Annotated in this window: 10 protein-coding genes and 3 tRNA genes; 2 read left to right on the top strand and 11 right to left on the bottom strand. The window is 50.1% G+C overall.

What is annotated here, in order from left to right:
- Nucleotide 1: 1 nt before the first annotated feature.
- The 7 genes from H8S75_RS24375 to H8S75_RS24345 form a co-directional block, all read right to left on the bottom strand.
- Entirely contained in the window at nt 2–859 is an 858-nt protein-coding gene (locus tag H8S75_RS24375; protein ID WP_055659149.1) for a MurR/RpiR family transcriptional regulator, read from the bottom strand.
- A 282-nt stretch (nt 860–1,141) separates the two neighbouring features.
- A tRNA-Gly gene (locus tag H8S75_RS24370) sits at nt 1,142–1,213 on the bottom strand.
- Between the two features lie 82 nt (nt 1,214–1,295).
- Nucleotides 1,296–1,366: transfer RNA gene (locus tag H8S75_RS24365), tRNA-Gly, on the bottom strand.
- Between the two features lie 45 nt (nt 1,367–1,411).
- Nucleotides 1,412–1,484, bottom strand: a tRNA-Phe gene (locus H8S75_RS24360).
- Between the two features lie 148 nt (nt 1,485–1,632).
- Entirely contained in the window at nt 1,633–3,480 is a 1,848-nt protein-coding gene (locus H8S75_RS24355) for a putative bifunctional diguanylate cyclase/phosphodiesterase (RefSeq protein WP_187023761.1), read from the bottom strand.
- A 24-nt stretch (nt 3,481–3,504) separates the two neighbouring features.
- Nucleotides 3,505–4,422 carry a DUF1848 domain-containing protein gene (locus H8S75_RS24350; RefSeq protein WP_187023760.1) on the bottom strand — a complete coding sequence of 306 codons (918 nt, stop codon included), beginning with the start codon at nt 4,420–4,422 and terminating at the stop codon, nt 3,505–3,507.
- A gap of 42 nt (nt 4,423–4,464) precedes the next feature.
- A complete protein-coding gene (locus H8S75_RS24345) occupies nt 4,465–4,896 on the bottom strand; it encodes a hypothetical protein (protein ID WP_187023759.1) in 432 nt (143 codons plus the stop codon).
- 196 nt (nt 4,897–5,092) lie between these two features.
- Here H8S75_RS24345 and H8S75_RS24340 point away from each other — a divergent pair, with 196 nt between their 5' ends.
- Nucleotides 5,093–5,485 carry a desulfoferrodoxin family protein gene (locus H8S75_RS24340; RefSeq protein ID WP_055659154.1) on the top strand — a complete coding sequence of 131 codons (393 nt, stop codon included), beginning with the start codon at nt 5,093–5,095 and terminating at the stop codon, nt 5,483–5,485.
- A 44-nt stretch (nt 5,486–5,529) separates the two neighbouring features.
- Here the strand turns inward: H8S75_RS24340 and H8S75_RS24335 are convergent, their stop codons facing one another.
- Entirely contained in the window at nt 5,530–7,065 is a 1,536-nt protein-coding gene (locus H8S75_RS24335) for a sensor domain-containing diguanylate cyclase/phosphohydrolase (protein WP_187023758.1), read from the bottom strand.
- A gap of 246 nt (nt 7,066–7,311) precedes the next feature.
- On the opposite strand from H8S75_RS24335, the gene H8S75_RS24330 reads away from it, so the two are divergent.
- Entirely contained in the window at nt 7,312–8,784 is a 1,473-nt protein-coding gene (locus H8S75_RS24330; protein WP_187023757.1) for a GntR family transcriptional regulator, read from the top strand.
- Nucleotides 8,785–8,907: 123 nt separating this feature from the next.
- Here H8S75_RS24330 and H8S75_RS24325 read toward each other — a convergent pair whose 3' ends face one another.
- Genes H8S75_RS24325 through H8S75_RS24315 form a run of 3 tightly spaced genes read right to left on the bottom strand, consistent with a single transcriptional unit; the run spans nt 8,908 to nt 12,175 of the window.
- Entirely contained in the window at nt 8,908–10,350 is a 1,443-nt protein-coding gene (locus H8S75_RS24325) for an MGH1-like glycoside hydrolase domain-containing protein (protein ID WP_187023756.1), read from the bottom strand.
- 59 nt (nt 10,351–10,409) lie between these two features.
- Entirely contained in the window at nt 10,410–11,252 is an 843-nt protein-coding gene (locus H8S75_RS24320; protein WP_055659165.1) for a carbohydrate ABC transporter permease, read from the bottom strand.
- A gap of 17 nt (nt 11,253–11,269) precedes the next feature.
- The gene (locus tag H8S75_RS24315; protein ID WP_187023755.1) at nt 11,270–12,175 is read right to left on the bottom strand and encodes a carbohydrate ABC transporter permease; all 906 of its coding nucleotides are present in this window, start codon (nt 12,173–12,175) and stop codon (nt 11,270–11,272) included.
- Nucleotides 12,176–12,304: the final 129 nt, after the last annotated feature.

Here is a 12,304-nt window from a genome sequence, read left to right as displayed (position 1 = left end):
TCTAATATTCCTCCAATGGTTTTTGAATATGTGTTTTCGGAAAACTCCTCATGCAGCTCTCATAATGTTTATTTACATAGGCTACATAGAGGATATCTACCATGTTTAATTGTGAAATTCTGGACGACATGGCTCCGCTGCGCAGAATCAGTTCCGTAGCGGCCACGGCCAGCACGCAGTCCGCCTCGGCCGCCAGCTTGGAATCAGCGGCCCTCGTGAGCACGATAACTCTGGCGCCGTTGGCTTTTGCAGCCTTGGCACAGGTGATCATCTCCTCCGTCAGTCCGGAATAGCTGATTACGATACCGAGATCGCCCCTTTTCATGGTTCTTGCGGCCAGCAGCTGAGCGTGCCAGTCGTCGCAGATATTACACAGTTTCTCCACACGTATCAATTTTAAATACAGGTCTCGTGCAACAAGTAAGGAGGAACCGAGTCCAAACAGCTGGATAATCCTGCTCTCTTCGATCATTTTGACGCAGGTGTCAATAATCTCCGGTTCTACCAGCTTTCTTGACGTCTCAAGAGACTCGATGTTTTTTCGTGTAACCTTTTGAATAATGTCCTCTGTCGACGGCGTAGGGATGATCTCCTGAACAGATATCTCCCTGCTGTCCTTAAACAGAGCATTTTCGTATACAAGCGCATGCTGGAAATCGCGGTATCCCGCGCAGCCCAGTTTTCTGCAGAGTCTGATAATGGTCGCCGGCGACGCATAGGCCAAATCTGCAAACTCGTGTATACTCTTTCCAATCACCATATCCGGATGATTCAAGATGATTGTTACTGCATTCTTTTCCGCTGCGCTTGCCTTGACCTGATAGTCTTTCAGACGCAGCAGCAATCCTTTTGCTGCCATATTTCCTACCTCTCCTTCATCATAGCATATGAAATAATTGTGTCAATTATACGGGATTGTTATGAAATTTTATTGCATATTATGATTGGTTTTATGTGAAATTTCAATGGAAAGTTTCGGATTTTTAAGAAATGGAAAAGAAAATACCGCCGGCAGACCACTCCTGCCGGAAGGACTTTTCGATATCACAGGAGGACTCTTTGATAACACAGACGACTTACTTGTAAAACAAAAAGACCGGATTCCTGCAAAACTGCAGGCCTCCGGCCATCAAATAAAAAGAGCGCGAGACGGGGATCGAACCCGCGACCCCAACCTTGGCAAGGTTGTACTCCACCACTGAGCCACTCGCGCATAAACGATAAAACAAAGTATGAACTTTTTCGTAAAAGCATTATAACATACATCTCATGAAAATGCAACAGAAATTTTCTAAAGCGGGTGATGGGAATCGAACCCACGTATCTAGCTTGGAAGGCTAGTGTTCTACCATTGAACTACACCCGCAAAGGAAATTCCAAAAGCATTTCAAATGTACTCTCGCGAGCACAATGCCCAAAGTCGGAATCGAACCAACGACACGAGGATTTTCAGTCCTCTGCTCTACCAACTGAGCTATCTGGGCAGACATGCGATGTCCTGTGCGTAATCGGAATCAGTTTGAAGCAGCTGCTCCTCTCACTCACAACACGAATAAGTTTACAAGATTTCCCTGCATTTGTCAATATAAATTTCATTTATTTTCTCGAAACCCATTTTCGTGAAACCGCATATCACTGTTCTCCGTCGAGCACCTTTTCAAACTGATCCATCGGCATCGGCCTATAGAATGCGAAGCCCTGAATCAGATCGCAGCCTACGGATTTTAAGAATTCTATCTGATCCTGACGCTCCACGCCCTCGGCTACCGTGCTGATATTCAGCTCTTTCACCATATCGATTATATATTTCAGGATCGTATGTTCCCGGTTCACATCCACGCTCACACGGAAAAAAACTCCATCCAGCTTCAGCACATCGATAGGAAGATCTTTTAGAAGCCCCAGAGACGAGTAGCCGGTGCCAAAATCGTCAAGGGAACACAGAAATCCGTTGTCGTGCAGCTCTCTCACCACCTGCAGCAGATACTCCTCGTGCTCAAACGCGGCCGATTCCGTCAGTTCAATCTCCAGCAGCCCGTCAGGAATCCCGTACTGCTTCTTGATGCTGGCGTAGACCGGGATGAAATCCGGGTTATAAAACTGTATTTTAGACACGTTGACGGAGACCGGCACCACGGCCAGCCCTTTCTCCATGCGTTCATGCAGCCATATACACACCTTTTCGAAGACGAAACGGTCCACTTTGCCGATAAAGTGGTTCTTTTCAAGCACCGGAATAAAGAGTCCCGGGGAGAGCAGGCCATTGCCCGGTACCGCCCATCTCACCAGCGCCTCCGCGCCTCTCACGACACCGTCCTCCACGCCCACCTTGGGCTGCATATAGACGACGAACTCCTCATTATCCAGGCCTTCCTGCATGCGGTCCTTCACCTTCATCTCCGCGATCAGCTTCTGCCGGATCTCATCGCCGTAGAACGCATAGTGCTTTCCCGGTTTGTTCTTGACTTCCTTCTGGGCGAAATTGGCCCGGTTGACCATCATCACCGCCTCCGGCTCCTCGACCAGATCCTCCGCGCAGCAGATTCCGCATGCGATGGTCATCATGTGGCGGTTCGACATAACAAGGGTGGAATTTAAGAACTCTTCATCCACCTGTTTCTGTGTCTCGAGCAGCTCGTCCCGGCTCTTATAGCGGCGCAGGAGTACAAACCGGTCCGCCACGTCGCGGCCCAGCAGTTCCTCTTCCTTCAGTCGGCTCATGATCAGCCGTGCGTAGTCTTTCAGCAGCTCGTCCCCGTACGAGTAGCCGAATACGTCGTTTACATATTTGAAATTTTCGAAATCAATATAGAGAACCGCGAATCTGGCATCGTTTTTCCGTTCCAGTATACGGTTTACCTCGGAGTAAAACTTCTCCGTATGGTAAGCCCCGGTTAGCTCATCTCTGGATGCCAAATCCTCCAGCTTTTCGTTGGTATCCTTTAATTGAAAAAATTTTTTTATGTAAAAATACATGGTAAACGCGAACGCGATGGCACTGACCAGCGCTGTTGCCGAAATCATGCGCACCGTCCTTCCCGCCACGTCGCTGGAATACTGCTCTATGGTAAAAACCGTGTTGTTGGCTATCTCAAACAGCCTCTCGCTGGAATCAATCAGAAGATCTGCACTCACCCCCTGCCTCACAGCGTCGATCTCTTCCCTCACGGCGCCCCACTGCCCCTTCAGCAGCTTTAAATTCATCTGGTACAGCTTGCAGTCCGTGGAGACCAGGCCATATATGCCGTGGCCGGTCACCAGCTCGTCCAGAATATCATCCACATACCCGATCAGTTCATCGTCAGGGCGGCCGTTCGTCTCCAGCTTCACCACCCGCTGGGAAGCTCCTCTCACGATTCCCACATAATTAATCAGCTTCCCGTAGTCCCGAATATCTGAAATCCGCTTGATCGAGACTGCGCTGATCGCCACAAGCAGGCCTAAAAGGAGCGGAAACAGTATTCTTAAATGTTTTTTCATTGGTATCCCCCTGATCAGGTTTTATTATCCGGTCAGAATCCGGCTCGTCCTGCGCACCGTGATCCGGTCCCCTTCTTCCACCCTGCCGCAGAGCAGCGGTGAACCCACATCATACTCTTCCCTCCGCCTCATGACAGCGCCCTCGCTGTCATTGGCGTAGCAGTATTTGCAGCCGCAAAGGCAGGTGTCATAGGCCCCCGTTTCCACGCTCTCCACACACCCGCATTCCGGCCTCTGGTTTTTGTCTTTCTTCACACGAACCGGAACGCCCAGAATGTGTTCAATCATCACCGGATCGACACAGCTTCCATGGCGGACTCCCACTTCGCTTAAATCCACGGTCTCCGCACAGCTTTCCACCGTCATGTCATACTTCTCCGCCGTCTTTACGAACCTCTCACCCATTCGTTTCATGGTCTCTTCATCCGGCAGCTCCAAAGGGATGCCCCTCATGTTGCGTTTCGTCTTCCCATAGCAGTCCAGAAAGCTGATGACCACCTTATCCGTACAACCGCAGATTCCTTCTGCAATCGCTTCAAACGCACGGAAATGGTACTCCGCCGGGTATCTTTCATTGAAAAGCACCGGATCGTATCGCCACACCATGCGGTCCCGTCCGGCCGTTTCCGCAGTTTCGCGGAAGATACGGATCAGTTCGTGTTTGTCCGGAAGCCCCGGTTCTATGTCACGGCCGTATCCGGTCAGTGTAAACTGTATGTAATACGGGATTTCTCCCAATTCTCCGATTCGTCTCATCATGGGGGCAGGATTCTTCGTCCAGAACACCACTAAATCCACCAGGTCGGGAGAAAGCATGATCTTACTGACCTGGTGGCTGTTCATCGGATTCTTCACATAGAGAAATCCCTCTTTCATTCTATTGAAAAACCAGTCGGAATAATACTGTGGAATATCCGTCCTTCTGCTCACACTCAGTATCATGGCTGTACTCCGTTTCTCACAGGATAAAGCCATTATACCCCATCAGAGAGCCTCCTTCAACCGTTCCACATTATTCTCCTCAAATTTAAGAAGCCGCTTCATCAGAGCCGTCACTTCCTTTTCCGCCTCTTTCTCATACTGATTGATCCGCTTGACCGCATCAATAATCCCCATATTGCTGCCCTGAATCAGCATTTCCGCAATGTGAGAGGAAGACTTATCCATCAGGGTCTTCATATCGATCATCAGGTAGGCCATGATTTTTTCCAGGGCGCCGATTCCCTTCTCATCGTAGCCATGGCGGTTCAAAAGCTTTTTCGCTTCCCCATGAATCTGCTCGTACTCCTTAAGCTGTGCCTCGATCCGTTTCTTAAATGCCTCATTGTCAATCATAGGAATCAGCTGATTTAAGGTCTCAACACCCATCTGGGAATTTTGATAAATAAAATTAAGCATTTCCGCGTCTGCGCTCATATCCAATACCTCTTTTCATATTATTATAGATTTCCATCATAGTATTGGGTAAAATGCGGCAATTCATTCTCCGGACAGCGCCGTAGAACAGAAAAAGCTTTCAGCTTCATGTATAAAAGGAAGGCAATTCAGGGAAAATAATGGAGTATCCGCAGCAGACAACCTTATGTAATCATCATTATGACAGGAGGATTCTATGAATAAACAGCCTGTATTTTTAACGGACAGAGACCGCCTCGTGGTACTGGAGGCCATTGCGGGAATGCCTAATGCGGCAGTCCCGGACAGCTTAAAACCATTTGAGGTACTGGAGCCCAACACCTCGGAAGGCGCTTCCGAAAAGCATCTCCCCATTATTGAAACCGACGGAAACCACGTGACCGTAAAGGTCGGAAGCATCTTCCATCCCATGAGCGAGGAACACAACATCGGATGGGTCTGCTTACAGACGAAGGCCGGGGTCACCATGCGGGTGCCCTTAGATTCCGCCTGCGAGCCGGTCGCCCACTTTACACTGGAGGACGGCGATACGCCGAAGGCGGCCTACGCCTGGTGTAACCTTCACGGTTTCTGGAAAACTGAGGCATAAACCCCAAGGTTCTCACCTGTACAGAGAAGCATCCCAAACCGTTTTCAGGACGCGGGATGCTTCTTTTCTGTCTTCCATTCAAGTAATTTCTCTGTAAGCTTCGGATCGAACTGGCGGCCCTTGCACCGCTCAAATTCTTCCAGTATCATCATCTCATCTTTGTACCTCGTCCCTCTTCCATTCAAACCGTACTTCATACGGTCATAGGCGTCTGCGATTGCCAGGACACGCGCTTCAAACGGAATCCGTTCACCGGCCAGGCCGCGGGGATAGCCCGTACCGTCCCAGTTTTCATGGTGGTAGAGCACTGCCTCCGCGTACACGGCGGTGTCTCCGTTGGCATGGAGTATCCGGCCGCCCACCTCCGGATGGCGCAGAACTTCTCTCTGTTCTGTCTCCGGCAGCATGCTGTTTTTATTGAGTATTTCGTCGGAAATGGAGGCCATCCCAATATCATGCAGAAGTCCGGCGCTGCATAAGCAGGCCACCTCTTCTTCACCGAGTCCCATCCAAGTCCCAAAGTCATTGATAAACTGCCTGATTCTCAGGCTGTGGTCTCTCACCTGACGGTTGCGTTCAAACAGCGATTCCAGAATCAAATGTACGGCCCCGTTAAACCGGCTGCCGCCTCTGACCTGTTTTCGGCTGTACATCATATCCTCGGCCGCGGCCACAATGAAGGACAGCTGCTCCTCCGGCGTATTTTTTGTGGCGGCGCCCCAGGAGAAGCTGAGGGGAATTCCTGAGATGGACTTCTCTTCCATGGCCTTTTTCGCTTCCTGCATATAGCGGCGCACCGTTTCCAGGTTCGTCCTCGGAAACAGGATTACAATCTCGTCGCCGCCGACCCGCATCAGCGTATACTCCGGTCTGGCGTTTCGTTTCAGCTCATTCACGATGACCTTGATCGCCTGGTCGCCAAACTCGTGGCCCAGCGTATCATTGATAATTTTCAGGCCGTCGATATCCACCATGGACACGGACAGCGGAAAATTTTCCATCACATCCATGTCATGCATCTCTTCTTTATAATATTGGCGGTTGTAGATTCCTGTCAGCGGATCATGCACGCTTCGGTTCCAGAAGTCTCTCTGTCTCTTCTTCAGTCCCGTAATATCCGTGATCACACTCCGGAGCAGATCGCTGCTCACAGGTTCCTCTATGCCTGGGATCTCTATTTCTTCGCAGTAACAGTTGGTGGTTACCATAACATCCCGAATCTCATCCGCACCCCGGATCTGGACCTCGATGGATTCCGGTGTTTTCTTCTTCAGCACCCTCTGGATCATTAAATACAGTTCATCCTGAAATTCAGGCAGAACATACCGGGGAAAGCGGTGCAGCTGGCATTCCTGCACCGGGAAGCCCAGAAGACAGCAGAGTGTGTTGTTAGCCGTTATGATCTGGCCGTTGTGGTTGTATACCACGTATCCTGCAGGCGCGTCCTCATAGAGCCGCTGGTATCTCTGCTTCAGCAGCTCATTTTCCTGCATAATCCGTTTCATCTCTTCATTCTGGAACAGGAGTTCCTGGTAATAGATACTTAAGTCGCTGATGTCGGCTTTTTTCTTTTCTTCCATTTCTACACCTCTTAATACTCATTTCCCTCTCCTTACGGAGCAGAGTTTTTACAGCCCCCCAGCCTTACTCTGCCTGTTCCTCACGCGGCTTATCTGCCTTAACGGTTAAAATGTACCATTTGATAAAGTATAGTATAGCATATCATATTTCCAAAAAAAAGATATTTTGAAAATTTTCATTTATTGTCAATCCACATGGTCTGTGATAAAATATTTTCAGTATTTTACCAGCAGAAAGGATGCCCTATGGACAGAGATTCCCGGCTGTACCGTTACATCTACGAATTCTATGTTACCCGGATTCAATCGGGCTACTATATAAAAGGAGACGCCCTCCCTTCGATTCATGAAATATCCGACACATTTGGCGTGTCCGACAAAACCACACGGCGGATGCTCCGCCAGCTTAAGGAGGATGGATTTATCTCTTCCGGAAGCGGACGCTCCTCTGTCGTGATCAAGGACTTCAGCAACGAGGATTACGCCGATTTCTGCCGGACCTATTATCTGGCCCACAAGGATGCGGCCCTGGAGCTGCAGTGTCTGAGGCGCTCTTTTCTCTCTTCCATACTGTTCCCCGCGTTCTGCCGCCTGCCGGCCGACCGCAGAGAGCATCTGTCACAGTACCTTTCCAGAGTGCGGAGCCGGGATTTCCGGGCTTTTATCGACTTTTTCTGCACCGTGCTGGACAGCCTGGGGAATCCTCTTCTTCCCAGCCTCTTTACAGAAAGCACCATGTTCGGCCATCTCTCAGACTTATACATGATGACTGACGCCAGCTATTCTGATTTCTATTTTGACCGTCTGGCGAATTATATGGAAGATCTCCTGACAAGCCATGCCGCGGAAGATTTCGGCGGGATCAAACGGCAGCTGGATCAGATCAGCCAGCTCCGGGCGGAGAAGCTGCGAAAAAACCTGGAAGCTTCCTACGCCGGTTCCGGCCAGCCGGATCCGGTTCCAGTTCCGTTCCGATGGTACATCACCAAGGGCAGAATCGAGCACCGATCCTTTACCGCACAGATTCTCCTTCACCGAATCCTATGCCGTCAGTACCAGCCTGGGGAGTTCCTGCCGTCTGTCCCGCAGCTGGCGGAGGAATTTTCCGTGGCGGAGATCACCATACGCCGGAGTCTTTCGCTGCTGGTCAGTTTTAACGCGGTCAAAACGTTGAACGGCAAGGGCACGATGGTTCTGGATATCGTGAACCAGCAGGCCATGCAGTTTCCTCAGTCCGAGGAGTGCCAGAAAGAGCTGCTTCTCTCCCTGGAGGCCTTTCAGGTGCTGGCACTGACAGCCGGGAGCATCTCCAGCGTATTTTTTCCTGATATTCCCGCTGACACTCTGACATTTTACGCGGAGCAGATGAAGGAATGTGTGCACCAGGAGGACTGCTGCAGGTACTATAAGATGTGTTTCGACCTGTTCTATGCCATGGGCAACAGCGCTCTCTCGGAAGTATGCAGCCAGCTCATGTGGCAGACACTCTGGCCCATCTCCTGCCGCAGTCTATGGCTCAATCCCGGGGAAACGGCATCCATCATGAAGGTCCTGTTACGCTCTCTGGAAGAGCGGGACGTGAAGCTGTTTTCCCGGGCATCCAGCCGGTTGTTTCTCCGAACCTTTCAGACTGTTCGCAAAGGATTGATCGAAGGCGGCGTAAAGGAAGCCGCTCATGTAGCCTGGATCGAGGAGACGGAGGAATGGCCGCCGGAATGACGCGGTTCGTGTGATATGGAGGAAGGCCCTGAAAGTTTGCATTTGCAGCTTTCAGAGCCTTCTTTTATGTTCTTATTCGTTTTATATTCTTATTCCTTCTATTTTCTTATTCCTTCTATATTCTTATAACCACTGGCGGATGCTTTTCACATCTCCGTTCTTTGACATTTTCTTTACTTCCAGCACATTTCCGTCCAGCCCGGTAATCACCTTAATACCCGGTCCGGCTTCAAATACCTTTCTTCCATTCATAAAGCCTTCCGCCCCATTTCCATTCTGAACCAGTTTAAAGGAACGGTCTCCCCAGATCTGTTCATAAACACTCTCATGGCCGCCCACAGTTCCCCAGAAGACCGTATCATGCTCGATATGGACGCCGTACATGCGCGCCGCATACTCCAGAACCGACAGAAGGGCCGGCCCGTAACAATCCTGTTCTCCCTCCAGGCAGACAAGGGACGGCTCCGCCGTAAACGGGTCATACTGCTGGACAAAGACACAGTCCCTGCCGATGGCCTGAAACAGCTTTTCGCCCAGTTCCGGGATCAGACTGTCGTACCCGTAATTTTCCAGCGCCCGGATGGCCCGCTGGTACGTCAGCGCCTCCGCCTGGCCGCTCCAGTCGTTGGTCGTCACATTCCGAAACAGCGGATCGTTTACCGCGACCGATGGAAGCGGCATATGCGTCCAGAATTCCTCCGGGTTCAGCAGATGTTCCTTTACGAAACGGTCGGCCATCGGCTGGGTAAAGCTGTTCCAGTACATGGCCCGCAGATTGTTATGGGTCATCGTGCGCAGCACCCGGTGATTATTGTCCCGGTCGAAGCAGGCGCCTGCGGCGTCATCCCACAGATAGGACCGGATTTTATCCTGCACGCAGGCTGCCTTCTCCTTCCAGAACGCTTCCCGCCTGATGTCTTTCCGTATTCTGCTGATCTTCGCCAGAGTTTCCCTCGATGCATAGGAAAAGCTCATAATATCCATGGAAGCCATGGGTACCACGCTGCATCCTTCCGGGGGCACTTCCTCGCTCCAGTCGTTGGGGGCGTCCCCGTACCGGAGGGCGTGATCTTCTCCCGTGTCGTATTTGCACCAGGTCTCCAGACAGCCGTCACCGTCGGAATCCCGCACGCGCCATAAGTAGCTGTCAAAGCGTTCCAGCGTGGTGTAGAGCAGATCTAGATATCCCGGATCCTTTCCCATTAAGTAGTATACATTCAGCGCAGCGGAGGGGAAACAGAAACCCTGAAACTTGTTGAACTGCGGAGTAATTCTGCCGTTTTCACAGGCTACGCTTCCGGGAATTCTGCCGTCCTCCCTCTGATTTTCCATAAAGAGCAGCTGATTGTTGATTCCCGCCTCCAGATTGCGTTTGGCGTACATCTCACCGCCCATGGGCTGCGTTTCCAGCCATATTTTCTCGTAACCGCCGCCTTCGATCAGCACCAGTCTGTTTTCAAACCGTTTCAGATTCTCTCTGGACTTTTCTTCAGCCGTGTCCACCAGCTTTTGAAGCAGGTCGTCGGAGGTCTGAAAGGATACACTCGTTTGATTTTTCACACTCATTTCCTCTCTGTGTCATAGTATCGCTGTGGCAGTGTTTTTGTTTGGCAGTATTGCTGTGATCAGCCCTTGATACCGCTCGTACTGATTCCCTCTACCAGATACCGGTTGAAGAACAGGAAAATCAGGAATACCGGAATCAGGGACAGGGTGGACATGGCGAACATGGCGCCGTAGTCGGTCGTGGAAGTGGAATCCGCAAAATTCTTGATCGCCACGGAGGCGGTATACATCTTCGGCTTGCTCAAGTAGATCATCGGTGACATGAAATCGTCCCATTTCCAGTAGAACTGAATGATAATCGTGGTTACGATGGATGGCTTTAAAAGCGGCAGAAATATCTTTGTGAATATCGTATATTTACTGCATCCGTCTATGATGGCTGCTTCGTCTAAATCTCTCGGAATACCGGATCCGAACTGCATCATCTGGTAGATGAAGAAGGCCTGGCCGAAAAAATGCGGCAGGATTAACGGAAGATACGTTCCGACGAAGCCCAGTTTGTTGTAGATGATGTACTGCGGCACCAGAATGATCTGTGTCGGAATCATCATGGTACAGATCATGGCCGTGAACCAGATATTTCTTCCTTTATATTTCACCCTTGAAAATGCATAAGCCACGCAGGCCGATGACAGTACCGTTGCAATGGTCGAAACAGAGGCTACGAAAAATGAGTTGGAGAAGAAGGTAGCAAAACTGATACCGCCGAATCCCTTCCATCCGTTGGCAAAGTTCTCCACTCTCCAGGCCGGGGGAATCAAATTCATTCCTCCGTTTAATATCTCTGTGTTATTTTTGAGTGAGCCGCTGATCATCCAGAGCACCGGATATATCATGAGGAGTCCGAACAGGCACACAAACAAATGGTAAAGGACTGCTTCGATTTTGTGTTTTTTCGTCATAATCTTTTTCCCCCTCCTTATTGATCCGCCTCAGAAAATACCCAGAACTTCGAGGATTTAAACAGAATCAGTGTAATTACGCTGATTAAAACCAGCATTAGCCAGCTCATCGCACTCGCATATCCCATGTTGGACCACTTGAATGCGTGGTTGTAGACATAGAGAGCATAGAAGTTGGTCGCGTCGTTGGGACCTCCCTGTGTGATGACAAACGCCTGCGTAAATGCCATAAATGCCGTGATGGTCTGCATCACCAGGTTATAGAGAATGATGGGGGAAAGGCATGGAAGCGTGATGCGCAGGAAACGCTGCCACTTATTTGCTCCGTCAATCTCAGCCGCCTCATAATAACTGCCCGGGATTTCTTTTAGTCCCGCTGCGAAGATGATCATCGAGGAGCCGAACTGCCAGGCCGACATTAGGACCAGAATACCCATGGATAGCTTCGGATCACCGAGCCAGGACAGCTTTTGAAGTCCTAAAGAAGCCAGGATCGTGTTAGCAAGGCCTTTTCTGGAAAAGATGGTCTTCCACACAAGGGCTACCGCGATACTTCCGCCGATCAAGGACGGTACGTAATACAGGGAACGGTAAAATGTCACGCCGCGCCTTCCCTGGGTCAGCAAATACGCCACAAATAAAGCAAAAATCAGCTTCGTCGGCACGGATGTAACGACGTAAATAAGGGTTACTTTTACGGAATTGATAAATCGCTCGTCTTTTAAGAGTTCCAGATAGTTTTTGATTCCGATAAATGCTGGTGTTTGGCCCAGTTTATAGTCGGTTACCGAATAGTACATGGAAACCGCGATCGGTATCAGGGTGAATGCCAGAAAACCGATTATGAACGGGAGCGAGAATATATAGCCCACCGTATTGTCGTTATACCAGAACTTTTTTCTGCTGGCTTTCCTTTCTTCCATTGGTCATTTCCTCCATTTTTTTGCGCAGAAAAGGCAGGTGAGGCGATTTTTTATAGGGGCTGGTCCCACCTGCCTTTGATATTGGATTTGTGTTATGGGGCGTTGGTGTTGGAAGCCATGTGTATTCAT

Source organism: Hungatella hominis, assembly GCF_014288005.1.
Classification (GTDB): Bacteria; Bacillota; Clostridia; order Lachnospirales; family Lachnospiraceae; genus Hungatella; species Hungatella effluvii.
This window is presented reverse-complemented; position numbering and strand designations above follow the sequence as displayed.